The organism is Aquicoccus sp. SU-CL01552, from assembly GCF_040365005.1.
Classification (GTDB): Bacteria; Pseudomonadota; Alphaproteobacteria; order Rhodobacterales; family Rhodobacteraceae; genus Antarcticimicrobium.
In genome coordinates, this window is record NZ_BAABWV010000019.1 from 53,908 (window position 1) to 80,491 (window position 26,584).

Sequence of the window (26,584 nt, forward strand, 5' to 3'; positions counted from 1 at the left end):
ATGAAAGACCTGACATTCGGAACCCTGATCGCGGTGTTCGAAGAAATCTTTGGCCGGGGGCTTTTCTGGGTGATGGTGGCCGCCGCCACGATCGTCACCCTGGCATACTTTTTTGTGCTGATCCGCGACCGCGCGGTGAGCTGGAAGAAGTTCCTCTGGGCCCAGCTTTCGATGCCCTTCGGCGCGCTCGCGGCCGTGCTTTTCGTGCAGTTGATGACCCATTCTGGCTTTGGCGATATCGGCGGGCCGGTCGACGTGATCGTGCTGCTGATGGTCGCGGTGGCCGGGGCGATCGGCCTTGCGATCCTGGTGTATACGCTGGAATCGCTGGTCCGGAGCAAAAGCAGACTCGACCCTTGAAAATTACCCGCGCGGGTTGTCGCGCGGGCCCGCTTCCCATTCTCATTCAAAGGAGACTGACATGAAACGTATTCTCACCGCCGCCGCCTTGGCCGCGACCGCCCTGACGGCTCCGGCCCAGGCCGAGGCCCCTGAAACGCTGGTCACCGTGCTGACCGCGCCCGAGCCGCAAACCCAGCTGATGGCGATGGTTCTGACCATGCAGGCGGCGCAAAAGGGGGTGACCCCGCATATCATGCTCTGCGGTCCGGCGGGTGATCTGGCGCTCAAGGACGCGCCGGCAAGCGCGACCGCCGGTCAGCCGCCCAAGAACATGAGCCCGCAGGGCCTGATGCAGGCGATCATGAAACAACCCGGCGCCAGGGTCGAGGTCTGCGCGATCTACCTGCCGGGCAAGGGCGCCGATCCCTCGGTTCTGCTGGATGGCGTGGGCGTGGCCAAGCCCGGCGACATGGCCGGTGCCATCCTCGACGAGAACGCCCGCGTGATGAGCTACTGATCCGGTCTTGCCCTGACCGAATGAAGACCCGTCGCGGCCCCGGTCGCGGCGGGTCTTTGCGATCCGGGGTCAGATCAGCGCCGCAAGGCCCATATCAGCCAGCTGCCGGGCCACCTGCGCGGTGAATCCCTCCGGCTCGGACGGCCGCGGCGAGTACCAGAACACCGGCGCGTTCAGCAGGATCAACACGCTGTGCAGCGCCACCGAGAGGTTCTGGCGCCGGAACTCTCCCCGTTCCATCCCCTTGCGGATCACCGCGCGAAACAGATCTTCGTACCGGGTGTTGGCCGCCTGGATGCGAACCTCCATCGCGCGGTCAGCTGCCTTGGGGGATTTCGGCTCCAGCCCGGTGTAATGCTGCATCACCACCTTGTGGTAGGGCAGGCTTTGAAACACGGCGGCGACATGGGCCAGCGCCATGTTGTGAAAGTTGCGCCCCGGCGGCAGGCTGTCGTCGATCACCGGGGCAACTGCCTGCCGGGTGAATTCCGGCGCCTGGAGGCGCACCGCGCCCAGCAGTGCCCCCTTCGAGGTGAAGTGGTGATAGATCCGCCCCTTGGTTGCGCCGAGGCTGCGCGCGATGTCATCCACCGAGGCGACGCTGACCCCCAGTTTCATGAAACAGGCGGCGGCGGCATCGAGGATTTCGCTCTGCGGCTCGGTAAGCGTATCTGGCATCGGGGTCCGAAGGCTGTGATGGCGATGCCCCCCCTCTGGGTGTGCCGCGCCGGTGGCAAATGGAACCAAAGTTCCGTCTTCTGGCGGTGGGTATGGATATTTCTTGCTTTGAGCGCGGATGTAAAGAAACATTCCTGCGCATAGGTGATTGACAAAGCACCGACATACCGCGTGGTATGTCGATAAGCCGAAGAGCTGGATTCGTGGGAAAACAGGGATCCGCAGGGCGCACCGGAGGAGGAGAGGCCGGTGCGCCCCGTCATGCCAAGACGGCGAGGGGAGGACAATTTGGACGTATTGCAACTGCTGGTCAGCGGGCTGGCGAATGGCTGTGTTTACGGTCTGATCGCGCTGGGCTTCGTGCTGATCTACAAGGCGACCGAGGCGGTGAACTTCGCCCAGGGCGACCTGATGATGCTGGGCGCCTTCGTGACGCTGGGCCTGACCAACGCCGAATACATGGATCTGCCGTTCTGGATCGCCGCGCCGCTGGCAATCGGGCTGATGGCGCTGATCGGCTACCTGCTGGACCTGGTGATCCTGCGTCACCTGTTCGGCCAGAGCCAGACCGCAGTGGTGATCCTGACCATTGCCATGGGGTTTGTCCTGCGTTTCGTCGCCGGGGCGATATGGGGGCATGAACCGCAATCGCTGGAAAGCCCGCTGGCACACGGCGATTTCCAGGTCGGCGGTGTCGTGCTGGGCATGGCCGACCTGGCGGTGATCGTGGTCACCGTGCTGATGACGATCTTCCTCTACCAGTTCTTCCAGCGGACCAAGCTGGGGCTGGCGATGCAGGCGGCGTCGCAGAACCAGATGGCGGCCTATTACATGGGGATCCCGGTGAAACGGGTTCAGGGCATGATCTGGGGCCTGTCGGGCGCGGTGGCGGCGGTCGCCGGCATCCTGTTCGCGTCCAAGGGCGCCATCGACCCCAACGCCGGGTTGCTGGGGATCAAGGCCTTTGCGGCGGCGGTCATCGGCGGCTTTGGCAGTCTGCCGGGTGCGCTGGCGGGCGGGCTGATCGTGGGGGTGATCGAACCCTTTGCCTCGCGCTACCTCGCGGCCGGCTACTCGCAGATCGCGCCCTATGCGCTGCTGCTGTTCGTTCTGGTGTTCCGCCCGCACGGCCTGTTCAGCCAAGTCCGCACGAAAAAGGTCTGACGCCATGCGCATCCATTTCAAGACATCCTACGAAAACGATATCCGCCTGTTCCCGGATCGTTGGAGCTTTTTCGTCTATGCCGCGCTGGTGGCCGGTGCCGTGATCCTGCCCTGGCTACTGGACGATTTCTTTCTGGGCGAGGTCACCAACGTGCTGATCTGGGCCATCGCCGGCCTGGGTTTGATGCTGCTGACTGGGCAGACTGGGCAGGCAAGCCTTGGGCACGCGGCGTTTCTGGCGGTGGGCTGCTACTCCTGCATCATCCTGATGGAGAACGGGCTGCCGTTCCTGCTGGCGTTTCCGCTGGCCGGGGTGATCACCGGGGTGTTCGGCACGCTGTTCTCGATCCCGGCGGTGCGGCTGCATGGTATCTACCTCGCCATCGCCACCATTGCGCTGTCGGTGCTGGCCGATGACATCATCGTGCTGCTGGAGCCCTGGACCGATGGCGTCAGCGGCAAGTTCGCCCCGATGATCACCATCTTCGGGCTGGAGATCGAACGCTGGACCACGCCGGACCGGTTCTACTGGCTGGTTCTCGCGGTGACGATCCTGTGCACGCTGGGCTATCGCAACCTGCTGCGCGCGCCGCTGGGCCGGGCCTTTGCCGCGGTGCGCGATTCCGAGGTCTCGGCTACCGCCATGGGGATTCACATCGCCTTTACCAAGGCGGCGGCCTTCGGCCTGTCCTGCGCGATCACCGGGTTGGCAGGGGCGCTGATGGGGTTCTATGCCGGCGCCTTCAACAACGAGACCTTTTCCATCGTGATCTCGATCAGCCTGTTGATGATGATCGTGATCGGAGGGCTAGGCTCGATCCACGGGGCGTTCTTCGGGGCGATCATCGTCGCGTTCCTGCCGCAGGCGCTGTCGATGGCCACCGACACCATCGGCGGCCTGATCGGTGCCAACAATGTCGCGATCCCGGGGCTCGAAACCGGAGTGTTCGGCGCCATCCTGATCCTGTTCATCCTGTTCGAGCCGATGGGAATCTATGGCCGCTGGCTCAAGATCCGGACCTGGTTCGAGCTGTTCCCCTTTGCCCGCAAGGACATGTTCAAGCGTCAGAAAAGCTACCTCAAGACGGAGCGTCTGAGATGAGCTTGCTGGAGATCAAGAACGCCACGCTGAAATTCGGCGGCGTGGTCGCTGTCAACGACCTGAGCTTTTCGGTCGAAGAGGGCGAGGTTTATGCCATCGTCGGCCCCAACGGGGCGGGCAAATCCACCGTGTTCAACCTGATCTCGCGGTTTTACGAGCCGTTCTCGGGTGACATCCGGTTCGACGGCCAGAACCTGTTGGATCGCCGCGCCGACGCGGTGGCCGACCTGGGTATCGCGCGCACCTTCCAGAACATCGAGCTGTTCGACCATGCCACGGTGTTGCAGAACCTGCTGGTGGGTCGTCACCGGCATCGCCGAACCAACATGATAGAGGAGGTGCTGTTTACTCCGCGCGCGCGCCGCGAAGAGCACAAGCATCGCGAGGCGGTCGAGCGGGTGATCGATTTCCTCGATCTGCAACCCTATCGCAACAAGATGATCGCGGGCCTGCCCTATGGTGTGCGCAAGGTTGTGGAGCTGGGCCGCGCGCTGGCCTCTGATCCGCGGCTGTTGTTGCTGGACGAACCGGCCTCGGGCCTCTCGGTCGAGGAAACGCAGGACATGCGCTGGTGGATCGACGACATCCGTAAACAGATGGGGATCACCGTCCTGATGGTGGAACATGACATGGGGCTGGTCTCGGGCGTCAGCGACCGGGTGCTGGCGCTGGCCGACGGCGCCAAGCTGGCCGAGGGCACCCCGGCCGAGGTTCAGGCGGACCCGGCGGTGATCGCGGCCTACCTGGGAACGGGGGCGGTGTGATGGGACAGACCGTTCTGGAAATCAAGAACCTGGAGAGCTTCTACGGCCCGATCATGGCGATCCGGGGCGTCAGCCTGAAGGTGGAACAGGGCCAGGTGGTGACCGTTCTAGGCGCCAACGGTGCGGGCAAATCGACCCTGCTCAAGACCATTTCGGGGATCATGGAGCCGGAAAAGGGCAAGATCCTGTTCGAGGGCGAAGAGATCCAGGGGATGGAACCCCACCAGATCGTCAATCGCGGGATCGTCCACGTGCCCGAGGGGCGCGAGGTGTTCCCGCTGCTGACGGTGGACGAGAACCTGAGCCTTGGCGCCTATACCCGCAGCGACCGCGCCGAGATCGAGCGCGACCGCCAGATGGTGTTCGACTATTTCCCGATCCTCGCCGAACGGCGCAACCAGGAGGCCGGGACGCTCTCGGGCGGGCAGCAACAGATGCTGGCGATCGGCCGGGGGCTGATGCTGCGGCCCAAGATCATGCTGCTGGACGAACCCAGCCTCGGGCTTTCGCCGCTTCTGGTGCAGGAGATCTTCGGCATCCTGCGGCGGCTGAATACCGACGAGCATGTGACCATGATGCTGGTCGAGCAGAACGCGCGGGTGGCGCTGGACCTGGCCGATGTGGGCTATGTGATGGAGATCGGCCGGATCGTGATGGATGGCACCGCCGACCGCCTGATGGAGAGCGAGGACATCAAGGCCTTTTACCTGGGTCACCAGGAACAGGGCCAGCGCGGCGAGCGTCGCTGGAAACGCAAGAAGACCTGGAGGTAAGGCGATGAACGTGCATTCGACTGACCAGATCGAGGTCAACGGCGTCATGGTCAACGCGGTGCCGGGCACGCGGCCGGCGCTGGTGGATGGCTGCGATACGGTGGTCAAGCTCTTTGCCACCCGCTGCGCCGAGATGGGCGACCGGGTCGCGCACCGGGAAAAGGACCTGGGCATCTGGCAATCCTGCTCTTGGCGCGATTACTGGAACCACGCCAAATGGCTGGGGCTGGGCCTGTGCGCCTTGGGGCTGAAGCGGGGCGAGGTGGTCTCGATCCTGTCCGAGGACCGTAAGGAATGGCTCTATGCCGACATGGGCATCCAATGCGTCGGCGGCATCGCCTCGGGCGTCTATACCACCGACTCGGCCAGCCAGCTGGAGTACATCCTGCGCGATTCCGACAGCCGGTTCCTGTTTGTCGAAGATGACGAGCAGCTCGACAAGTTCCTCGAGATCGAGGACCAGGCGCCACAGGTGCTCAAGGTCATCATCCTCGAGAAAGAGGGGCTGCACGACCTGCGCCACGACAAATGCGTGTTTCTCGACGAGTTGTACGAGACGGGCCGGGTGTTCGAGGCCGAGAATCCCGGGTTCTTCGAGGCCGAGATCGACAAGGCCCGGCCCGAGGATACCGGCCTTTTGATCTATACCTCGGGCACGACCGGCGCGCCCAAGGGCGCGATGCTGAGCCAGGAGAACATCATCGGCGCGGTGGTCTCGGGCGCGCATGCGCTGCCGACCTTGCCCACGGACCAACAGCTTTGCTTCCTGCCGCTCTGCCATATTCTCGAACGCGACGTGTCGGTCTATTTCCCGCTGGCCGCGCGGGCCACGGTGAATTTCGCCGAAAGCCCGGAAACCGTGTTCGACAACCTGCAAGAGGTCTCGCCGTCGCATTTCACCGCCGTGCCGCGGGTCTGGGAAAAGATCTATTCGCGGGTGCTGGTGCTGGCGCAGGAGGCCACGCCGGTGGGGCGTCTGGCGTTCCACATGGCGCAAAGGGCCGGGGCCCGGCGGGCCGATTACCTGCTCGCCGGAAAGACGCCGCCGGCCTTGGTTTCGGCGCAATATGCGATCTGGGATTTCCTTGTGCTGCGCAACCTGCGCCGGATGCTGGGCATGGACAAGATGCGGCGCGGGGCCACCGGGGCGGCGCCGATCTCGCCCGAGCTGATCAAGTGGTACTGGTCGATCGGCGTGAAGCTGATCGAGGGCTATGGCATGACCGAGAACGCGGGGCTGGCCACCGTCAACTTGCCTGACGACAACAAGCTGGGCACCGTCGGCAAGCCGGTGCCGGGGTTCCAGGTGCGCATCGCCGAGGATGGCGAGATCCAGACCTTCGGCCTGAACAACTTCCAGGGCTACTGGCGCAACAACGAAAAGACCGTCGAGACCTTTTCCGAGGACGGCTGGCTGCGCACCGGCGATGTGGGGCGGATCGACGAGGACGGTTTCCTGACCATCACCGGACGCCTCAAGGACATCATCATCACCGCCGGCGGCAAGAACATCACCCCGGCCGAGATCGAAAGCCGGCTGAAGTTCAGCCACTTTATCGCGGACGCGGTGGTGATCGGGGACCGGCGCAAGTACCTGAGCTGCCTGATCATGATCGACCAGGAAAACGTCGAGAAGTTTGCGCAGGACCAGAAAATACCGTTCAGTGATTTTGCATCCCTTTGCGCCGCGCAGGAGGTGGTCGAACTGATCGGCCGCGAGGTGGAGGCGGTGAACAAGGAGTTCGCGCGGGTCGAGCAGATCAAGGATTTCCGCCTGATCAACGTGCTCCTGACGGCAGAGGACGAGGAACTGACTGCAACCATGAAGCTCAAGCGCAGCTTCGTGGAAAAGAAACACAAGGCGCTGATCGACGAAATGTACTGAAAAAGACCCGAAACGTACGTTTTTCATAGGGAGGAGAACCATGAAGAAACTGACAAAGGCCCTGGCCGCTGCGGTGTTTGCCGCCGGTCTGGCCGGCAGCGCCGGCGCCGAGACCCAGGGTGTGAGCGACGACGAGGTCGTGATCGGTTCGGTCAATGACCTCAGCGGTATCTTTGCCGCGGTGGGCGTGCCGGCGGTGAACGGTGCCAACCTGCGCTTTGACGAGGTGAACGCGGCCGGCGGCGTGCATGGTCGCAAGATCCGCTTCGTGGTCGAGGACAACGGGTACCAGATCCCGCGCGCGATGCAGGGCTACAACAAGCTTCTGAATCGCGACAAGGTCTTTGCCATGCTGTTGTCGCTGGGCACGCCGATGAACCTGGCGGGTTTCAAGCTGCTCGATCCCAAGGGCATTCCGAACATCGGCCCGCTCACGGCGGCGCGCGACATGCTGAAGGAGCCGATGCACAACAAGTTCGTCGGCTTTTCCAGCTATTGGGACCAGGTGCAGGAGGGGGTCAAATATCTTGCCGCCGAGAAGGGGGCCAAGAAGATCTGCTCGATGTATCTGCCCACCGATTTCGGCAAGGAGATCGGCGACAGCACCAAGGACATCGTCGGCACGCTGGGGCTGACCTTTGCCGGCGAGACCACGCACAAGCCGGACGAGCTTGATTTCGTCGGCTCGCTGACCAAGCTGAAGGCCGCCGAGTGTGACGTGATCACGCTGGCGCTGGGCGTGCGGCAGGCGATCACCGTGGTCGGGACGGCCAAGAAGCTGGGCTGGAACGACGTGATGTTCCTCAACACCTCGGCCGGGTTCCTGGCGGTGGTGGCCGCGGTGCCGGGTGGCGTGACCGAGGGGCTTTATGCAGCGGCCGGCTGGGTCGACCTGAAATCGCGTGCCGATGATCCGGTGGTGGCCAAGTTCATGGCCGACTACAAGGCCAGGTTCGACCAGGATGCCGGCGGGTTCTCGATGTTGGGCTATTCCGCCGCCGATACGGTGATCCGCGCGCTCGAGGCGGCGGGGCCGGACCTGACCCAGGACAGCTTCATCGCGGGAATGGAGTCGCTGGATTACCATGACGCGCTGGCGGATGCGACGATCACCTATGGACCGGACGATCACCAGGGCGCCGACGAGGTGGTGATTTCCGTGGTCGAAGGCGGCCAGTGGAAGTTCCTGACCCGTCAGTAATTTCGGCCGAAGGCCACTGGAAACCGATGACCGGCGCGGAGTCCGCGCCGGTTTTCATTTGCCGGGCCGTCCGGGCCGGTGTCGCACAGATGATTTGCCGCACGGCCATACCGGCGTTAACGTCGAATCGAACCGTGTTCTCAAACAAATTCGAATAGGCGTTACCAAAATCCTGACTTGCACCGGGTTTCCGTTACAATAGACAGGTTGCATCGTTCTGCCGCGCTTGGGGGTAATAAAATTTCGCGTGGCAGTTGTGGGGAGTATGAGGATTTTTGCAATATATTGCGTTGTCGATAAATGTCGGCATTATATTGCGCTAATACTGGTCTAAGGGAGGAATCACATGACCAAACGGAGAAGTATTCTGGGCCTGGTGGGCGGCGCGGCCGTTGCCGCCCTGGCAACCGGACTGATGGCGGGTTCGGCGATGGCGCAAGAGGTCACGCTGAAACTGCACCAATTCCTGCCGGCGCAGGCGAACGTGCCGAAACTCATCCTCGATGTCTGGGCCGACAACGTGGAAAAGGACTCCGGTGGCCGGATCAAGGTTGACCGCTATCCCTCGATGCAGCTTGGCGGCAAGCCGCCGGAACTGCTCGACCAGGCGATTGACGGCGTGGCGGATATCGTCTGGACCGTGGTCGGCTATACCCCCGGGCGGTTCCCGGGCACCGAGGTTTTCGAGCTTCCCTTCATCATGACCAATGCGCGCGCCACCTCGCGGGCTTATTGGGAAATGTTCGAAGAGCATTGGAAAGACACCGACTTCAAGAACGTGCACATCCTGGGCACCTGGGTGCATGGCCCCGGCCTGATCCACTCGGCCGATCCGGTCGAAACCCCCGAGGACCTGCAGGGCATGAAGATCCGCGGCGGTTCGCGCTCGGTCAACGCGCTGCTGACCGAACTGGGCGCCACCCCGGTGGGCATGCCGGTTCCGGCGATCCCCGAGGGCCTGTCCAAGGGCGTGATCGACGGCACCACCATCCCGTGGGAGGTGACCACCGCGCTGAAAGTGCCGGAGCTGGTGGAGAACCACACCGAGTTCACTGGCAACGCGCTGTACGTCCTGACCTTTGTCCTGGCGATGAACAAGGAAAAGTATGATAGCCTGCCCGATGACCTGAAAAAGGTGATCGACGACAACTCGGGGCTGGAGTTCTCGGTCTTTGCCGGCGGCACCCAGGCCGATTCCGATGGCCCGGCGCGCGAGATGGCGCTGGACCTGGGCAACAACATCATCACCCTGGACGAAGAGCAGACCGCCGTTTGGCGCGACGCCTCGCAGCCGATCTACGACGCCTGGCTCAAGGACATGAGCGACAAGGGCATCGACGGCCAGGCACTGCTTGACGAGGCGCAGGAGCTGATTGCCAAGTACACGCCGATGTACGCCAAGTAATCGGCCGCACCCCAATGGAGCCGCGGCGGCCCCTGCTGCCGCGGCTTGTTCTTTCACAAGACTGGCAACCGCCGAAGGGAAAAGCATGCACGCTTTATTCACCGGTCTGGCCCGTTTCATGGCGATCCTGGGTGGGATTGTGCTTTCGGCGCTTATCCTTCTCACCTGCGTCTCCATCCTGGGACGAAGCCTGAACGGCATTCTTCACAGTGACTTCGTCATGGGGCTCGCGCCCGGGCTTGCGCATTGGCTGATCGACATCGGGATCGGGCCGGTCAACGGCGATTTCGAGCTGGTCGAGGCCGGCGTCGCCTTTGCGATCTTTGCCTTCATCCCGCTGTGCCAGATCACCGCCGGGCACGCCTCGGTCGATATCGTGGCCAATGCGCTGTCGCGCGGCGTCAACCGGTTCCTGCGGATGGTGACCGAGGTGGTCTTTGCGCTGGTGCTGATCCTGATCGCCTGGAAACTGGCCGACGGGATGCTGTCCAAGAAGGGCTATGGCGAGACATCCTTCCTGCTGCAATTCCCGGTCTGGTGGGCCTATGCGGCCAGCCTGTTCGGCGCGGTGGTCTCGGCCATCGTGGGAATTTACATGGCCGTCGTTCGGGTGACCGAGTTCGCGACCGGTCGCATTCTCGTCTGGGACGGGGTGGAGACGGATCAATGAGTGCGCTTGAAGTCGGGATCACCTCCTTTCCCGCCCTGATGATACTGATTTTCCTGCGGGTGCCGATCGGGCTGGCGATGTTCGTCGTGGCGCTGGTCGGAATGTTCATCGTCACCGATGGCACCACGGTCGCCTTCGGGCGGCTGAAAAGCGAAACCTACACCACCTTTTCCAGTTACTCGCTGACCATCGTGCCGATGTTCCTGCTGATGGGCCATTTCGCGACGTTGGGCGGCATGTCGAACGCGCTGTTCAAGGCGGCCGAGGGCTGGCTGGGTCATCGCAAGGGCGGCGTCGCCATGGCGTCGATCGGCGCCTGTGCCGGGTTCGGGGCGATCTGCGGATCGTCGCTGGCCACCGCCGCCACCATGGGCCGCGTCGCGCTGCCCGAGTTGAAGCAATATGGCTATGCCGGCGGGTTCTCGACCGCGACCCTGGCGGCCGGCGGCACGCTGGGCATCCTGATCCCGCCCTCGGTGGTGCTGGTGATCTATGCCATCCTGACCGAGCAGAACATCGCCAAGCTGTTCCTCGCGGCCTTCATTCCCGGTCTGCTGGCGGCCTTGGGCTATGTCATCGCGATCTCGATCTACGTGCGCCTCTACCCCGAGGCGGCGGGCACCCGCCCGCGCGTGCCCTACGGCGAACGGCTCGCGGCGCTGGTCCAGGTCTGGCCGGTGCTGCTGGTCTTCGGCCTGGTGGTCGGCGGGATCTACCTGGGCTGGTTCACCCCGACCGAGGGGGCCGCCGTAGGAGCTGCGGGCACCGGGTTGATCGCGCTGGCCAATGGCGGGCTGACGCGCGCGACGCTGGTCGACAGCTTCTTTGTCACCGCGCGGTCGACGGCGATGATCTTTTTCATCGTCCTGGGCGCCGGGTTCTACAACGGGTTCCTGGCCTTGACCCAGGTGCCGCAGGAACTGGCCGATTACGTGGTCAGCCAGGGGTTCTCGCCCTGGCTGGTGCTGGTGTTGATCCTGGTCTTCTACCTCCTGTTCGGCTGTCTGATGGACAGCCTGTCGATGATCCTTCTGACGATCCCGATCTTCTACCCGGTGATCAGCGCGATGGACTTCGGCATGGTCAACCTGGCCGACCTGCAGGCGGATGCGGCGATGGAGGTGATCCGCAATGGCGTGCCCGACGGGATGGCGACCGACATGCTTGAGTCGATCAAGACCGCGATCGCCAGTGGCGCCGAACTGACCCGCGACCAGATGAAGGCGCTGGACATCCGCATGACGCGCGGCATGGCCAACCGGATCGAGACCGAGCAGGTTGCGATCTGGTTCGGTATCCTCGTGCTGATCGTGGTCGAGGTCGGTCTGATCACGCCGCCGGTGGGGATGAACCTGTTCATCATCAACGCGATGGACCGCAAGACGCGGATGGTCGACACCTACAAGGCGGTGATGTTCTTTGTCGGCTCGGACCTGGTCCGGGTGGTCATCCTGGTGGCCTTTCCGTCAATTACCCTGTTCCTGTTGCGATAGCGGCGACGCAGCGTGGCGATCCTGGCCCGGCCCCCGAATGGGGCCGGGCCTTTTTCGTTTCGCAGAGCGGGGTGGTGCAAAATAATGCCGGTATCTTTGGCAATATCTTGCACATTCAGGCGAGAGGTGCATGATACGCGCGTCGAGTCACGGTGCGATGGGAGGGAGACCCGCCGCGCCGGACCGGATCAAGGGGACCGAACAGGGAGGAGGACCCATGCAGCAGTCATCGGGGAACGCGGCGATCTATTTTGTCGACCGCCATATCGACGAGGGCCGGGGCGACAAGATCGCTTTTCGCGAGGCGGACGGCGACCGGCGCAGCCTGACCTATGCGGGTCTGGCCGAGGAAACCGCGCGGTTTGCCGGCGCGTTGGATCGCCACGGGGTGCGGCGCGAGGAGCGGGTCGCGATGATCGTGCGCGACCAGATCGAGTTCCCGGTGGTGTTCTGGGGCGCGCTCAAGGCCGGGGCGATCCCGGTGCCGCTGAACACGCTGCTGTCCTCGGATATCTACGAAGCGATCCTGAGCGACAGCCGCGCCTCGATCCTGGTGGTGTCCGAGCCGCTTTGGGAGGTGGTGGCGCCGGCGATCTCCGACAACCGTTACCTGCGGGCGGTGGTGGTGATCGGGGACGCGCCCGAGGGCACCGAAAGCTACGCGGCCTTCACCGAGGGCGCCGCGCCGATGCAGACCGTCGAGGCGCATCCGGATGAGCTGGCGTTCTGGCTCTATTCCTCCGGCTCCACCGGGCTGCCCAAGGGGGTGCGCCACGTGCACGCCAGCCTCAAGGCCACTGCCGACACCTTTGGCGCGCAGGTTCTGGGCATCCGCGAGGAGGACACCGTCTATTCGGTGGCCAAGCTGTTCTTTGCCTACGGGCTGGGCAACGGCATGTCCTTTCCGATGTCGGTGGGCGCGACAACGGTGCTTTACGGCGGGCGTCCGACACCGGATGCGGTGTTCGACATCATGAAACAGGAGCGTCCGACCATTTTTTGCGGTGTGCCCACGCTCTATGCCGCCGTGGTCGCCGCGCAGGAGGCCGCCGGCGGCATGCCGGATCACACGATCCGCATCTGCACCTCGGCCGGCGAGGCGTTGCCGCGTGAAATCGGTGAGCGCTGGGAAAAGCTGTGGGGGGCCGAGATCCTCGACGGAGTCGGCTCGACCGAGATGCTGCACATCTTCCTGTCCAACCGCCCCGGCGACATCGTTTACGGCACCTCCGGCGTCGCGGTGCCGGGATACGAGGTGCGGCTGGTCGATGAGCATGACGAGGACGTGCCCGAGGGCGAGGTCGGCGAGCTTCTGGTGCGCGGGCCGTCCTCTGCGGATGGCTACTGGAATCGGCGGAACAAGTCGCAATCGACCTTTGCTGGTCACTGGACCCGCACCGGCGACAAGTACGAACGCACGTCCGGGGGACGTTTTGTCTACTGCGGGCGGACCGACGACATGTTCAAGGTCTCGGGCATCTGGGTCTCGCCCTTCGAGGTGGAACAGGCGTTGGTCGAACACCCTGCCGTGCTGGAGGCCGCCGTCGTTGCCCGGGCCGACGAAAAGGGGCTGGATAAACCGGCGGCCTATATCGTGCTCAAGGACGGGGCCGATTCAAGCGTTGTGGGCGATCTCAAGGACCTGGTGAAGGACAAGATCGGCATGTGGAAATATCCCCGCTGGATCGAGGTGGTCGAGGACCTGCCCAAGACCGCCACCGGCAAGATCCAGCGATTCAAGCTGAGGGAACCGGCCTGATGGCGCAGTTGGAATGGTCCGAGGCCCCGACAACCCCGCTGGTGGTGAACGGGGTGACGCTGGAATACACATGCCTTGGGCCGTCGCCGGACAAGGCGCCGACCATCGTCATGTTGCACGAGGGGTTGGGCTGTGCCGCGCTCTGGCGTGATTTCCCGGCACGGGTGGCGGCGCGGACCGGGATGGGCGTGTTGGTCTATTCCCGCCAGGGCTATGGCCAGTCCGACCCGGCCGAACTGCCGCGCCCGCTGGATTTCATGACGCGCGAGGCTGTGGATGTGCTGCCGCATGTGCTGGATCAGGCGGGGATCGAACGCTGCATCCTGTTCGGTCATTCCGACGGTGCGACCATCGCCGCGATCCATGCCGGCAGCGTCGAGGATTTCCGCGTGCGCGGGCTGATCCTGATGGCGCCGCATTTCTTTACCGAGGAGATGGGGCTGGCCGAGATCGCCAAGGCGCGTGCGGCCTTTGAGACCACCGACATGAAAGAGCGGATGGCCAAGTATCACAAGGATCCGGAGAACGCTTTTCGTGGATGGAACGATACCTGGCTCGATCCCGCCTTCAAAGCGTGGAACGTGGGTGAGGTCATCGACTATTTCCGTATCCCGGTGCTGGCGATCCAGGGGCGCGCGGACCAATACGGTACGCTGGCCCAGATCGAGGAGATCGAGACGCGTTCCTATGCGCCGGTCGATACGGTGATCCTGGACGATTGCAAGCATGCCCCGCATCTGGAGCAGCCGGACCAGACGCTGGACGCGGTGGCCGAGTTCGCCGCGCGGCTGGAGCGGATCGAGGCGGCTGACGTGGTTCCGGTCTGATTCCGGTGCGGTTCCGTGCGCCATCCCATGCCTATGTCCCGGGGAGAACGCCCCGGCACCCGGAGGGCAGCTTTGACAGGCTGACGGAAACGGCGCGACCGGGCATGACGCCCGCCGCGCTTGCCGCGTCCGACGCCTGGCGCGCTGGTTGGCAATTCCTGCGGCAAGGCTACTTCTGGGAGGCGCATGAACTGTTCGAACCGGTTTGGATGGCGCTTTTGCCTAATTCGCGCGAGCGGGCCTTGGTGCAGGGCGCGATCCAACTGGCCAACGCCGCGCTCAAGGCGCGGATGGGCCGGCCGCAGGCGGTGCTGCGGCTGTGTGACCTGGCCGAGCGGCACCTGGTTGCGGCGGGGCCGGCGGGGGCCGGGGCGATGCGCGCCGATGGTCCCTGGCTGGGTCGGGAGATCGCGCGTCTGCGGGCAGAGGCGAATCTCTCCCTCGGCGCGGATGCGAGATAGTGCAAAATAATGCATTACCTTGACCAGAGAACGGGAGTGACGTCCACATAGTTCTGGTAATTAACTGAAAATATAGAAAAACAACATGCGCACTATTATGCATATTCCTGTTTACCCGTCGGAGAGAATGTCATAAAGTGCACACAGGAAACGACCTTTGAGGAGCGCGACATGTCCAAAGTGATCGACTTTCAGACCGATCCGTCGAAATACCGCCACTGGCGTGTGGAATACGATGGCGAGATCGCCAATCTTTACATGGACGTGGATGAGAAGGGCGGGCTGTTCGACGGGTACGAGCTCAAGCTCAACTCCTATGACCTCGGCGTCGATATCGAGCTAGCCGACGTGGTCCAGCGGATGCGGTTCGAGCACCCCGAGGTCAAGGTCGTGGTGATGCAGTCGGGCAAGGACAAGGTGTTCTGCGCCGGTGCCAACATCCGCATGCTGGGCGGGGCCTCGCACGCGCACAAGGTCAACTTCTGCAAGTTCACCAACGAGACGCGCAACACCTTCGAGGCGGCAGAAGAGGACTCGGGCCAGAAATACGTGGCCGCGGTCAAGGGCGCTTGCGCCGGCGGCGGCTACGAGCTGGCGCTGGCCTGCAACCACATCATGCTGACCAATGACAGCACCTCGTCGGTCGCGCTGCCCGAGGTGCCGCTGCTGGCGGTGCTGCCGGGCACCGGCGGGCTGACCCGGGTCACCGACAAGCGCAAGGTGCGCCGCGACCTGGCCGACGTGTTCTGTTCGGTCGAGGAGGGCGTGAAAGGCCAGCGTGCGGTCGATTGGCGGCTTGTGGACGAGGTCGTGCCGAACTCGAAATTCGATGCCGTGGTGCAGGAGCGGGCGCGCGAATTCGCGGCAAGCTCGGCCAAGCCCTCGGGGCTCAAGGGCATCACGCTGAAGCCGCTGGACCGTACCTTTGGCGAGGACAGCGTGACCTATTCGCTGGTCGAGGTCACCATCGACCGCGCCGGGCACAAGGCCACCGTGACGCTGTCGGGCCCGGATGCCGATGCGCCCGCCGACATGGAGGAGGTGCAGGCGCAGGGCTGCGACGGTTACATGCTGCGACTGGCGCGCGAGTTGGACGATGCGCTTTTGCACCTGCGTCTGAACGAGCGCGAGGTCGGCCTGCTGGCGTTCTGCAGCCAGGGCGACCCGGAAAAGCTGGTCGCGCATGAAAAACTGTTGATCGACAACGCCGATCACTGGCTGGCCAACGAGATCCTGAAATACTGGAAACGGGTGCTGAAACGCGTCGATCTGACCTCGCGCTCGATGGTGGCGATGGTCGAACACGGCAGCTGTTTCGCCGGGGTGTTGGCCGAACTGCTGTGGTCCTGTGATCGCAGCTACATGATGCTGGACGAGTTCGAGGGCGACAACCGGCCGATGGCGACGGTTACCCTGACGCCCGGCAACTTTGGCCTCTACCCGATGAGCAACGACCTGACCCGGCTGCAAACCCGGTTCCTGGGGGCGCCCGAGACCGTTGATGCGCTGAAGGACCGGATCGGGGAGCCGATGGAGGCCGACGCGGCCGACAAGGCCGGGCTGATCACCTATGCCTTTGACGATATCGATTGGGAGGACGAGGTGCGCATCTTCCTCGAGGAGCGCGCCAGCTTCAGCCCCGACGCGATGACCGGGATGGAGGCCAACCTGCGTTTTCCCGGGCCAGAGACGATGGAAACCCGCATCTTTGGCCGCCTGACCGCCTGGCAGAACTGGATCTTCCAGCGGCCCAACGCGGTCGGCAAGGAGGGCGCGCTGCAACGCTACGGCACCGGGGTGCGCGGTGAATACAACATGGAACGGGTCTGACCGACCAAGGGGCGCGCCGATGGTGCGCCCCATGACATGGCGCCGCGGCATGTCGCGCGGGCCGAATTTCTAGGGAGTGGACGAATGCTCGATCTGATCAATGTCAGCTATGACACGCAAATCCCCAACAATGTCGGGCTCAGCTCGGACAAGCGGGTTCTCAAGGCGCTGGAGAAATGGCACCCCGGTTACATCAACTGGTGGTCGGACCTGATCCCGCAGAACTTCCAGCAGTCGCTGGTCTATCTGCGCACCGCGGTTTCAGTCGACCCCAAGGGTTGGGCAAAATTCGATTACGTCAAGATGCCGGAATACCGCTGGGGCGTGTTGCTGGCGCCGCAGGCCGAGGGCCGCACCATCCCCTGTGGCGAGCATTTCGGTGAGCCGGCCTGGCAGGAAGTGCCCGGCGAATACCGCAACCTGCTGAAACGCCTGATCGTGATCCAGGGCGATACCGAGCCGGCCTCGGTGGAACAGCAACGGTTCCTCGGGCTGACCGCGCCGTCGCTGTATGACATGCGCAACCTGTTCCAGGTCAACGTGGAAGAGGGCCGGCACCTTTGGGCGATGGTCTACCTGCTGCACAAGTATTTCGGTCGCGACGGCCGCGAAGAGGCGGACGATCTGCTGCTTCGCTCCTCGGGGTCGGAAGAGGCACCGCGGATGCTGGGCGCCTTCAACGAGGAAACGCCGGACTGGCTGTCGTTCTTCATGTTCACCTATTTCACCGACCGCGACGGCAAGATGCAGTTGGAGAGCCTGGCGCAATCAGGGTTCGACCCGCTGTCGCGCACCTGTCGCTTCATGCTGACCGAGGAAGCGCACCACATGTTCGTGGGCGAAACCGGCGTCGGCCGCACCATCCAGAAGACCTGCGAGGTGATGAAGGAACACGGCATCGAGGATCCCTATGACATCGACAAGATCCGCAGCTTCGGCGTGATCGATCTGCCGACGATCCAGAAAAAGCTGAACCTGCATTACACGCTGTCGCTGGACCTGTTCGGTCAGGAAGTGTCGACCAATGCCGCCAACGCCTTCAACGCGGGCATCAAGGGCCGGTACATGGAGCACCGGATCAAGGACGACCACAAGCTGACCGAGGATACCTACAAGGTCTGGGACATGGTCGACGGAAAGCTGGTGCAGCACGAGGTTCCGGCCCTGACCGCGATCAACATGCGCCTGCGCGACGACTATACCCGCGATGCGGCCGGCGGCGTGACCCGCTGGAACAAGATTATCGAAAAGACCGGTGTCGCCTTCGAGATGAAGCTGCCGCACGAGGCGTTCAACCGCAAGATCGGCGTCTTTGCCGAAAAGCTGTTCGATCCCGAAGGCAACCTGGTGTCTGGCGCCGAATATGACGCCGGCATGAAGGAGTGGTTGCCGACCCACGCCGACGGCGATTTCATCCAGTCGCTGATGAAGCCGGTCACCGAGCCGGGAAAATACGCAAGCTGGATCGCCCCGCCGAAGGTGGGCATCGACAACAAGCCGGGCGATTTCGAATACGTCAAACTGCACATGGCGTGATCACCGGCGCCCTCCGGTCCGGCATATGCCGGGCCGGACCCCCGCCGCCGCTTTGATGATGCGGGGGCAGTCGTGGTATGGTGGGATTCGGGGCCGTGCGGTCCCGCCTCTTGCTCACCCGTCTGCCGGGCATCCATCGTACCCTGAACGGAGCCTCTGCCATGAACATCAGCAGGTCCAAAGCCGAAACGCCCCGTTTGAACGATCTGTCCGTGGAACTGTCGCAACTGCATGGCCCCTGTGTCGGGTGCAGCGATTGCGCCGGCCTGTGCGGGGCCCTGATCGACGCCCTGATGATACCGGACGTGATCCTGAGCAAGAAGCGCGAGAGCCAATGAACAAGCCGCTGAAACAGCACCTGATCGACCCCGAAATCTGCATCCGCTGTTACACCTGCGAAATGACCTGTCCGCTCGAGGCGATCGAGCATGACGACAACAACGTCGTGGTCGACGCGTCCAAGTGCAACTTTTGCATGGATTGCATCCCGGTCTGCCCGACCGGCTCGATCGACGAGTGGCGGGTGGTGAACGATCCCTATACGGTGGATGAACAGTTCGAATGGGACGAACTGCCCGCGCAGGCGGATATCCAGGCCCCCGGCGGCGAGGCCGAGACCGGGATGGAGGCGCTGGACGAGGCGATGGCCGCCCTGCTGGCCGAGGCCCACTCCGGGGCCGGCGGCAAGGCGAAAGCGCCGGCCTCGGCCTCCAAGCCGACGGTCAACATGTACAACCTCGGCAAACCGGCCGAGGCCACGGTCCAGGGCAACTATCGCCTGACGTCCGAGGACTCCGACAGCGACGTGCGCCATGTCATCCTCGACCTCGGGGGGCTGCCGTTCCCGGTGCTGGAGGGCCAGAGCGTCGGGATCATCCCGCCGGGCACCGATGACGAGGGCAAGCCGCACCTGCCGCGTCTGTATTCGGTCTCCAGCCCGCGCGATGGCGAACGGCCCAACTTCAACAACCTCTCCCTCACCGTGAAGCGCGAGGAGGGCGGGCTGTGCTCCAACTATGTCTGCGATCTGCAAAAAGGCGACAAGGTGCAGCTTACCGGGCCGTTCGGGGCCACCTTCCTGCTGCCCGAGGACCCGCAGGCGCGCCTGTTGATGATCTGCACCGGGACCGGGTCCGCGCCGATGCGCGCCTTTACCATGCGCCGCCAGCGCAGCGTCGGGGCGAAATCGGGTGGCATGGTGATGTTCTTCGGCGCCCGCACCCCTGAGAGCCTGCCCTATTTCGGCCCGCTGAACAAAGTGCCCGAGGCGCTGCTGAAGAAACACCTGGTGTTCTCGCGTGTTCCCGGCGCGGACAAGGAATACGTCCAGGACCGGATGCGGGTCGAGGAAGAGGCGGTGGCCGAGATGATCGCCGATCCCAACACGCATATTTACATCTGCGGCTTGCGCGGTATGGAGGAGGGCGTCGAAAAGACGCTGACCAATATCGCCGAAAGCATCGGCCAGCCTTGGGGCGCGCTGCGCGACACCATGCGCGACGAGGGCCGTTATCACGTGGAAACCTACTGAATGACAAAGACAGACGACGCAGCCGTGCCGCCCCCGTACGAGCACGAGATCCGCGTCAGCTGGGCCGATTGCGACCCGGCCAGGATCGCCTATACCGGGCGGCTGCCCTATTTCGCGCTGGATGCGATCGACGCCTGGTGGGAGCATCACCTGGGCGGCGGCTGGTATCACCTCGAGCTGGACCTCGGGTTTGGCACGCCCTTTGTCCATCTCAGCTTGGATTTCGTCTCGCCGGTCACGCCGCGTCACAGGTTGATCTGCAAGGTCTGGCCCAACAAGCTGGGGAACAAGTCGATCGGGTTCCGCGTCGATGGCTACCAGGATGGCGTCCTGTGTTTCAAGGGACGCTTCGTCAACGTCTTTACCGTCTCGGAGACCTTCGAGTCGCGGTCCGCACCGCCGGATATCCGCAAGATGGTCGAACCGCTTTTGCGTCCGGATGACGCAACGATTTCCGCATGATAGTGCAGCGGGCCGCCTTTAGTCGGGTGAAAGGGTTTGAAACGACCCTGATCTGGCCCTAGGCTTGTGCAATATTTTTCATAACCGGCCAGTGGCATGACCGAGATCACCAACTTTCGAGGCGAGGCGACACCGCAATCGCAGGCGACCCGGGTCGAGGCCGAGGTTTCGGCCCTGATCCAGCGGGTCGGTGAGCGTGTGCGCCGCGCGCGGGAGCGCAAGGGCATTCCGCGGCGGGTGTTGTCGGAGATGTCCGGGGTGTCGCCGCGCTATCTCGCGCAGCTCGAGGCCGGAGAGGGCAACATCTCGATCGGGCTGTTGCAGCGGGTGGCCTCGGCGCTCGATCACCGGATCGAATGGCTGGTCGGGGAAGAGGACCCGTGGAACTCGGACGCCTTGCGGGTGGCAGACCTGTTCCGCAGCTCCAGCACCGATGTGCAACAGGCGATCCTGCGCCGGCTCAACCCCGAACCGGCCGAGGCACTGCGCGGTCATCGCCTGTGCCTGATCGGGCTGCGGGGGGCGGGGAAATCGACCCTTGGCGCGCTGATCGGACAGGCTCTGAACATCCCCTTCGTCGAGCTGAACTCCGAGATCGAGGAACAGGCCGGCATGCCGGTCGAGGAGGTCATGGCGCTGTACGGGCAGGAGGGGTACCGCAAGCTCGAGGCGCAGGCGATCTCGCGCATCATCGCCACCCATGACAGCATGGTCCTGGCGGTTGCCGGCGGAATCGTGGCCGAGCCCGAGACCTATACCCAACTGCTCGAGCATTTCCACACCATCTGGCTCAAGACCACGCCGGGCGAACATATGGCACGGGTGCGGGCGCAGGGCGACGAACGGCCGATGGCGGGCAACCCCGAGGCGATGGAACAGCTGCGCTCGATCCTGACCAGCCGCGAGGCGCTCTATTCCCGCGCGCAGGCACAGCTGGACACCTCGGGCCAGACCGTCGAGGCCTCGCTGGCGCAGCTTCTGGCGCTGATCGAAGACCGCAAGTTTCTGGGCTGAGCATGGCGCGCGCGCTGATCGTCGGTGCCGGGCCCGCCGGGGTCATGGCCGCGCGGCTGCTGACCCACGCGGGATACGCGGTGGTGCTGGCCGAACCCGATCCGGATGATGCGCGCCGAATTCGTGACATGCTGGCACAGGCCGGGCTGACCCTGACCGTGGTCGATGGGCCGGGCGATCCGACGGGCGCGCAGATCGTCATGGAGGCGATGGAAGAGGACCCCGGGCCGCGCACCAGCGTGCTGGAGCACCTGGAGCGAACCACCGCGCCCGACAGCCTGTTGCTCTCCACTACGCCCACCGGGATTTCCGGCCGTGTCATTGGATTTCGTCTCTATACCGCAGTTCAGAGCCGAAACTTGGTCGAGATTGCCCCCGGCCCGGGGGCGCGAGAACCGCAGATCGCCGCCGCCTTTGCGCTGGCCGCCACCATGGGCCGCCACGCCGTGCGCGCGCCGCATAACCGCGCCTCGATTGGCACCCGGCTGATGCGGCGGCTCTACGAGGCGGCGGATACCATGCTCTTGCAGGGGGCCATTCCGCATGAGCTGGACGAGGCGATGGTCGCCCTTGGCTGGGACATGGGGCTCTACGAGGCGCAGGATCTGGCCGGGCTTGTCGCGGCCTATGCCGACCGCAAGGCACAGGTGCCGGATCGCGACCCTGACCGCCTTTATGTCCCGATCCAGGACCGCGTGGTCGAAGAGGGGCGGCTGGGAAAATCGGCGGGCGTCGGCTGGTATCGCTATCCCGGCGGCGGCGGTGCAGTGATCGATCCGCTGGTCGAGGACCTCCTGCGCGAGGAGGCCTGGTTCGCCGGGGTCACCCCGCGCGGTTTCGGCGCGGAAGAGATGCAGGAGCGGCTGGTTATGGCGCTGATCCACGAGGGGGCCTTGCTGCTGGCCGACGGCACCGCAGCGACGGCAGGGGATATCGACACGGTCAGCCGGGCCGGGCTGGGGTTTCCGGTGCGGTTGGGCGGGGTGATCGCCCATGCCGATGCGCTCGGGGCGGATCGGATCGCCGAGGCGCTGATGCGCCTGGCGGTGGAGGACCCGCTGGTCTGGACCCCGCCTGAACCGATCCTGGACTGTGCCGGCGCCGGGCGGCGGCTGGCGGAGTGGCGGCCCCTCAAGCGGTGAGACGGCGGCGGGGCCGGGAGCCTCCGGCGGGAGTATTTGGCAAAGAGAAGAACAGCAGCAGTGTCCGGACCTCAGCCCGCCGCCCCCGGTTCCCTGAGCCAGCCATCGGCAAAGGTCACCTCTGAGACGCCGGCGAAGCGCGCCACGCGGGCCAGCTCGGCCTCGAGCCGGGCCTGTCGCGCGCCGTTCCAGCGGATGCCATTTTCCGGCCAGAGCGCGGTGACGTTCAGCCGGTCGCGGTCGCGCAGCGCCTTCATGTCGATACGGCCGACGATCCGCTCCCCCTCCAGAAGCGGAAAGACATAATAGCCGTACTTGCGCCGGGCCGCCGGGACGAACACCTCGATCCGGTACTCGAACCCGAACAGGCGGGCCGCCCGCGCCCGGTCGCGCAGCGCCGGATCAAAGGGGCTGAGCACGCGCATGCGCCCCGGAGGCGGAGGGAGATTTGACGCCGCCGCCTCGAGATCCGGGCGGGCGAAGACGCGGCGCAGGCTGCCGTCGGCGCAGGTGATCTCGGCCTCGATGATCTCTCCCTTTGCCAGGGAGGCGTCGCACCACGCCTTGGCCTCGGCCGGGGTGACAAGCGCCCAGAACGCCGCCAACTCGCCCGGCGTGGCCACCCCCAACCGGTCCAGCGCCGCGCCACAGGCCCAACGCACCGTCTCTTCCGGATCGGGCCGCGCGGGATCGGCCAGCAGCGCCGCGTCGATCACCCGCTCGGTCAGGTCATAGCGTTTCCGAAACCCGTCGCGGCCCACGATGCTGAGCGCGCCGGTGCGCCAGAGGTATTCCAGTGCGGTCTTGGACGGGTGCCAGTCCCACCAGCCGGTGCTGCCCTTTTTCTCGCCCTGCCCGAGGTCCGACGAGGTGACCGGCCCGTGATCGCGGATATGGCGCAGAACCGGCTCGAACTGGTCGTCGAACCGGTGCCCCTGCCACTCGCGCCAGCGACGTTTCAGCCGCTCCGCATCGCGGGCAAAGCGCAGATGCCAATGGGGAAAGAACGCCATCGGGATCATCGCCGCGTCATGGGTCCAGTGCTCGAACAAGGCGCGATCACCCTCGTAGAGCCGCTTGAGCTGCGCCGGCCGATAGGCCGGGCGGCGTGAAAAGAGGATCATGTCGTGGGCGCGGGCCACGGTGTTGATGCTGTCGACCTGCACGAACCCCAGCCCATTGATCACGCCGAGCAAGTCTTTACCCTTGCTCGGCCCCATTGGCGGCGCGGCCAGCCCGTGCCGGTCGAGGAACAACCGCCGCGCGGCCCGGTTGCCGATGCGCGGGCGGGCCATCCCGATCATTCCCGCTTCAGCGTGTCGCCATAGCTGATCTTGGGGGTCAGCACGACCTGGCTGTCGACCTCCTGCGGCGGGGTCTCCAGCCGGGCCACGATGATCTCGGCGGCCTTGCGGCCGATCTCGTTCCGGCAGGCGTCCATGGTGGCCAGCTGCCGGGGCAGACCCTGCAACAGCTCCACCCCGTTGAAGCCGGCCAGGCCGATCCGCCCCGGGATGTCATAGCCCTTTTCCAGCAGGTACAGCAGCCCGCCGGCGCCGATCATGTCGTTGGAGTAATACAGGAAATCCAGGTCCGGCGACCGCGTCATCATCTCTGCGGTCATTTCGCGCCCCTTGGCCAGCGCCGACCCACCGGAATAGAAGGCGCGGTCCTCGATCTCGACGCCGTTCTTGGCCAGCTTCTCGGTGAACCCCTCGAAGCGTTTGCGCGCCCGGTGATCGAGCGGCATCTTGGTGCCCATGAAGCCAATCCGGCGGTAACCCGCGTCGAGGATCGCGCGCGCCATCTCGCGCCCGGCGCGACGATGCGAGATGCCGACCATGGCATCCACCGGGGCGCCGTCGGCATCCATGATCTCGACCACCGGGATGCCGGCGGCCCGCAGCATGGCGCGCGCCGCCTCGGTATGCTCCAGCCCCGCGATGATCACGCCCGAGGGTCGCCAGGACAGCATCTCGTACAGAACCCGCTCTTCCTTTTCGGGCAGGTAGTCGGTGACCCCGACCACCGGCTGCAGCGCGGTCGTCTCCAGCACCTCGTTGACGCCGGTCAGCACCTCGGGGAACACCATGTTGGACAGCGACGGGATGATCACCGCGATCAGGTTGACCCGGTTCGAGGCCAGCGCGCCGGCGATCTTGTTGGGCACGTAACCTAGCGCCTTGGCGGCGGCCAGAACGCGGGCGCGGGTCGCCTCGGAGACGTCGCCGCGGTTGCGCAACACACGGCTGACCGTCATCTCGGAGACACCCGAGGCCTCGGAGACATCGCGCAGGGTGAGCGGGCGTTTGTTTTCAACCGTCACGAGAGACCCTTTTTGTCGGAATGGTATGACGTTACCGCGAAGCGACGATGCTGTTCAAGCATGTGCAAAACCGGTGACAAGCCCGACAAACCGGTCTAAACACCCCGGCGACGGCCCCGTGGCTCAACTGGATAGAGCAGCCCCCTCCTAAGGGGCAGGTTGCAGGTTCGAATCCTGCCGGGGTCACCATATAAAACCGCCAAAGTGTTGGTAATAAACAAATAAATCGAAAAAACATTTTGTTGTTCCCCCACGCGTTCCCCCATGCGTAGCCGGATGCTACCGGAATTCCCGGGACACAAGCAAATGTTGAATTGTGGGCACGCGGAGAGACTGGGGCCGTCGGTTTGCCAGTTCGAGAAGCGCAAAGACCCAATGCCCCCCGGGGGGCTGTTTCTGCCGCTTATCAAAAGACAGGTCGGGCGTCGGTTTCCAGCGGTTACAGTTCAGACGAAAGTTTACGGGCTTCGCGGCCCAGCATGTTCGCCAACTTCCGCAACTCTACCGTTTCGCCGCTGCGCCCGCCGTGCCGCCAGTTCGGATTCGCTGGCCCCGGTTGAGCGCCCCCGCGCGCCCCGTGCATCCGGTATACGGTCCAGCCGCGAACGGCGGGGTTCCGGCATGGTTTTCCGGTGCGCTTTGATTTCGCGCTGCATCTCGGCGCAGCATGGGCGCTTTGCATGGGGTTGCCGTCACTTTTCACTTCTGCCCCTCCCTCCGTATGGCGTTCGACTGCGTCTCAGATTGCATAACGCCCATCCACTGTACGGGCCTGCCCAAGGGCGGCAAGGCTTTCCAGAAGCGGTTCGACAGTCGGAGTGCGCCCTCGTTTGAAACGGCGGGCCACCTGTTCCGGGGTCGCTTCCCCCAGTTCGGCCAAGGTCTCGCGAACGGCGGCAATCTGTGCGGGAAGGCTCTTGGGGAACGGCGGCTTGCTGGTGGTGTCCTGCGGGCCAACGTCCAGATCGCCTTGTTCGTTCTTCGCCTGCGCCGCGCGGCCCTCGGGGTTCTGGTAGTCCGGGCGCAGCCAGTGCACCAGTCCGCGCGCTTCCTCTGCGGCGCGGGTGCGGTTCAGATCCACAAGTCGGTGCAGAATATCATCATCGGACAGGTCGGTAGGCCAGCCATAGGCTTCGGCCACGGCGGCGTCGATCTGGCCGTGAAGGTCGCGCAGGATGCCGATCAGCCCCTGGTCATAGATTTCGCGGTCCTTTTCCTCGATCCGCTCGCCCGCGCGCAGCTTTTCCAGAACGTTATACATCTGCGTCAGGGTCAGCTTGGGGTGCGCTGCCTGCTGGGCCTTGCGATGCGCGTCCAGTTGCTCGCCCAAGCTGCGCAGGTGGGTTTTCTGGGCCTCGGTCGGGTCAGGGAAGGGGAAGGAGTTGAAGCACTCTGCATGATTGTAGTTGGGGCGGTCTTCCAAGAATGCTCCAGTCCCAAGCGCCCAGGTAACATGCCAGCAAGACGAAAGCACCGATAGCTGCCAAGCATCGTCTAGGCCAATTGCAATCAGCTTTGCATCAGGAAGGATGTCTGCATCTAGGAAACCAAAGATACGATGTTTGGCAGTGCGACCTGTGGCAATGTATCGGCGTAATGGCGCGGTTGCTTCCCGAAAGTCTGGGCGCTGCCTTCCGAACAACCACCACGTGTCTCTGAATTTCTTGTCCCGGTTTTGCAGACGTTCTGGCCGAACACGACC

The 26,584-nt window shown here is 64.2% G+C and carries 25 protein-coding genes and 1 tRNA gene; 22 read left to right on the plus strand and 4 right to left on the minus strand.

Annotated elements, in window-relative coordinates; genetic code table 11:
- Positions 1 to 360 carry a DUF5368 domain-containing protein gene (locus ABWV23_RS19205; protein ID WP_353350698.1) on the plus strand — a complete coding sequence of 120 codons (360 nt, stop codon included), beginning with the start codon at positions 1 to 3 and terminating at the stop codon, positions 358 to 360.
- A 61-nt stretch (positions 361 to 421) separates the two neighbouring features.
- A complete protein-coding gene (locus ABWV23_RS19210) occupies positions 422 to 859 on the plus strand; it encodes a DsrE family protein (protein WP_353350700.1) in 438 nt (145 codons plus the stop codon).
- A gap of 69 nt (positions 860 to 928) precedes the next feature.
- Here ABWV23_RS19210 and ABWV23_RS19215 read toward each other — a convergent pair whose 3' ends face one another.
- Complete coding sequence (locus tag ABWV23_RS19215; RefSeq protein ID WP_353350702.1) at positions 929 to 1,537, minus strand: TetR/AcrR family transcriptional regulator; 609 nt, start codon at positions 1,535 to 1,537, stop codon at positions 929 to 931.
- Positions 1,538 to 1,825: 288 nt separating this feature from the next.
- Between ABWV23_RS19215 and ABWV23_RS19220 the strand changes: the two genes are divergently transcribed.
- The 19 genes from ABWV23_RS19220 (at position 1,826) to ABWV23_RS19310 (ending at position 22,556) form a co-directional block, all read left to right on the plus strand.
- Positions 1,826 to 2,701 (plus strand): branched-chain amino acid ABC transporter permease, encoded by an 876-nt coding sequence (locus tag ABWV23_RS19220; RefSeq protein WP_353350705.1) that lies wholly within the window; start codon positions 1,826 to 1,828, stop codon positions 2,699 to 2,701.
- Positions 2,702 to 2,705: 4 nt separating this feature from the next.
- A complete protein-coding gene (locus ABWV23_RS19225) occupies positions 2,706 to 3,803 on the plus strand; it encodes a branched-chain amino acid ABC transporter permease (RefSeq protein ID WP_353350707.1) in 1,098 nt (365 codons plus the stop codon).
- The gene (locus tag ABWV23_RS19230) at positions 3,800 to 4,567 is read left to right on the plus strand and encodes an ABC transporter ATP-binding protein (protein WP_353350709.1); all 768 of its coding nucleotides are present in this window, start codon (positions 3,800 to 3,802) and stop codon (positions 4,565 to 4,567) included. The genes ABWV23_RS19225 and ABWV23_RS19230 overlap by 4 nt, the downstream gene beginning before the upstream one ends.
- Entirely contained in the window at positions 4,567 to 5,340 is a 774-nt protein-coding gene (locus ABWV23_RS19235) for an ABC transporter ATP-binding protein (RefSeq protein ID WP_353350711.1), read from the plus strand. The genes ABWV23_RS19230 and ABWV23_RS19235 overlap by 1 nt, the downstream gene beginning before the upstream one ends.
- A 4-nt stretch (positions 5,341 to 5,344) precedes the next feature.
- Entirely contained in the window at positions 5,345 to 7,225 is a 1,881-nt protein-coding gene (locus ABWV23_RS19240) for an AMP-dependent synthetase/ligase (RefSeq protein ID WP_353350713.1), read from the plus strand.
- Positions 7,226 to 7,265: 40 nt separating this feature from the next.
- Positions 7,266 to 8,426: an ABC transporter substrate-binding protein gene (locus tag ABWV23_RS19245; RefSeq protein ID WP_353350715.1), complete on the plus strand. Its 1,161-nt coding sequence runs from the start codon at positions 7,266 to 7,268 to the stop codon at positions 8,424 to 8,426.
- A gap of 346 nt (positions 8,427 to 8,772) precedes the next feature.
- Positions 8,773 to 9,831 (plus strand): TRAP transporter substrate-binding protein, encoded by a 1,059-nt coding sequence (locus tag ABWV23_RS19250; protein WP_353350717.1) that lies wholly within the window; start codon positions 8,773 to 8,775, stop codon positions 9,829 to 9,831.
- Positions 9,832 to 9,916: 85 nt separating this feature from the next.
- On the plus strand, positions 9,917 to 10,501 hold the full coding sequence (locus ABWV23_RS19255) for a TRAP transporter small permease (RefSeq protein ID WP_353350719.1): 585 nt from the start codon (positions 9,917 to 9,919) through the stop codon (positions 10,499 to 10,501).
- Positions 10,498 to 11,994, plus strand: a complete 1,497-nt coding sequence (locus ABWV23_RS19260) for a TRAP transporter large permease (protein ID WP_353350721.1) — start codon at positions 10,498 to 10,500, stop codon at positions 11,992 to 11,994. Before ABWV23_RS19255 ends, ABWV23_RS19260 begins: the two co-directional genes overlap by 4 nt.
- A 217-nt stretch (positions 11,995 to 12,211) precedes the next feature.
- Positions 12,212 to 13,753: a benzoate-CoA ligase family protein gene (locus tag ABWV23_RS19265; RefSeq protein ID WP_353350723.1), complete on the plus strand. Its 1,542-nt coding sequence runs from the start codon at positions 12,212 to 12,214 to the stop codon at positions 13,751 to 13,753.
- Positions 13,753 to 14,580: an alpha/beta fold hydrolase gene (locus ABWV23_RS19270; RefSeq protein WP_353350725.1), complete on the plus strand. Its 828-nt coding sequence runs from the start codon at positions 13,753 to 13,755 to the stop codon at positions 14,578 to 14,580. Before ABWV23_RS19265 ends, ABWV23_RS19270 begins: the two co-directional genes overlap by 1 nt.
- Positions 14,581 to 14,684: 104 nt before the next feature.
- A complete protein-coding gene (locus ABWV23_RS19275) occupies positions 14,685 to 15,041 on the plus strand; it encodes a DUF309 domain-containing protein (protein ID WP_353350727.1) in 357 nt (118 codons plus the stop codon).
- A 171-nt stretch (positions 15,042 to 15,212) separates the two neighbouring features.
- Positions 15,213 to 16,871 (plus strand): 2,3-epoxybenzoyl-CoA dihydrolase, encoded by a 1,659-nt coding sequence (boxC, locus tag ABWV23_RS19280; protein ID WP_353350729.1) that lies wholly within the window; start codon positions 15,213 to 15,215, stop codon positions 16,869 to 16,871.
- A gap of 84 nt (positions 16,872 to 16,955) precedes the next feature.
- Positions 16,956 to 18,407, plus strand: coding sequence for a benzoyl-CoA 2,3-epoxidase subunit BoxB (boxB, locus tag ABWV23_RS19285; RefSeq protein WP_353350732.1), 1,452 nt, complete (start codon positions 16,956 to 16,958; stop codon positions 18,405 to 18,407).
- A gap of 161 nt (positions 18,408 to 18,568) precedes the next feature.
- Entirely contained in the window at positions 18,569 to 18,745 is a 177-nt protein-coding gene (locus tag ABWV23_RS19290; protein ID WP_353350734.1) for a hypothetical protein, read from the plus strand.
- Positions 18,742 to 19,938: a benzoyl-CoA 2,3-epoxidase subunit BoxA gene (boxA, locus tag ABWV23_RS19295; RefSeq protein ID WP_353350736.1), complete on the plus strand. Its 1,197-nt coding sequence runs from the start codon at positions 18,742 to 18,744 to the stop codon at positions 19,936 to 19,938. Before ABWV23_RS19290 ends, boxA begins: the two co-directional genes overlap by 4 nt.
- Entirely contained in the window at positions 19,939 to 20,400 is a 462-nt protein-coding gene (locus tag ABWV23_RS19300) for an acyl-CoA thioesterase (RefSeq protein WP_353350738.1), read from the plus strand.
- A 96-nt stretch (positions 20,401 to 20,496) separates the two neighbouring features.
- Complete coding sequence (locus tag ABWV23_RS19305) at positions 20,497 to 21,414, plus strand: helix-turn-helix transcriptional regulator (RefSeq protein ID WP_353350740.1); 918 nt, start codon at positions 20,497 to 20,499, stop codon at positions 21,412 to 21,414.
- 2 nt (positions 21,415 to 21,416) lie between these two features.
- The gene (locus ABWV23_RS19310) at positions 21,417 to 22,556 is read left to right on the plus strand and encodes a 3-hydroxyacyl-CoA dehydrogenase family protein (RefSeq protein ID WP_353350742.1); all 1,140 of its coding nucleotides are present in this window, start codon (positions 21,417 to 21,419) and stop codon (positions 22,554 to 22,556) included.
- Between the two features lie 71 nt (positions 22,557 to 22,627).
- On the opposite strand, the gene ABWV23_RS19315 is transcribed toward ABWV23_RS19310, so the two are convergent.
- On the minus strand, positions 22,628 to 23,851 hold the full coding sequence (locus ABWV23_RS19315; protein ID WP_353350744.1) for a winged helix-turn-helix domain-containing protein: 1,224 nt from the start codon (positions 23,849 to 23,851) through the stop codon (positions 22,628 to 22,630).
- Between the two features lie 5 nt (positions 23,852 to 23,856).
- Positions 23,857 to 24,882 carry a LacI family DNA-binding transcriptional regulator gene (locus ABWV23_RS19320; RefSeq protein ID WP_353350746.1) on the minus strand — a complete coding sequence of 342 codons (1,026 nt, stop codon included), beginning with the start codon at positions 24,880 to 24,882 and terminating at the stop codon, positions 23,857 to 23,859.
- A 112-nt stretch (positions 24,883 to 24,994) separates the two neighbouring features.
- Between ABWV23_RS19320 and ABWV23_RS19325 the strand changes: the two genes are divergently transcribed.
- Positions 24,995 to 25,071: transfer RNA gene (locus ABWV23_RS19325), tRNA-Arg, on the plus strand.
- A 550-nt stretch (positions 25,072 to 25,621) separates the two neighbouring features.
- On the opposite strand, the gene ABWV23_RS19330 is transcribed toward ABWV23_RS19325, so the two are convergent.
- On the minus strand, positions 25,622 to 26,524 hold the full coding sequence (locus tag ABWV23_RS19330) for a type IIL restriction-modification enzyme MmeI (RefSeq protein ID WP_353350750.1): 903 nt from the start codon (positions 26,522 to 26,524) through the stop codon (positions 25,622 to 25,624).
- Positions 26,525 to 26,584: the final 60 nt, after the last annotated feature.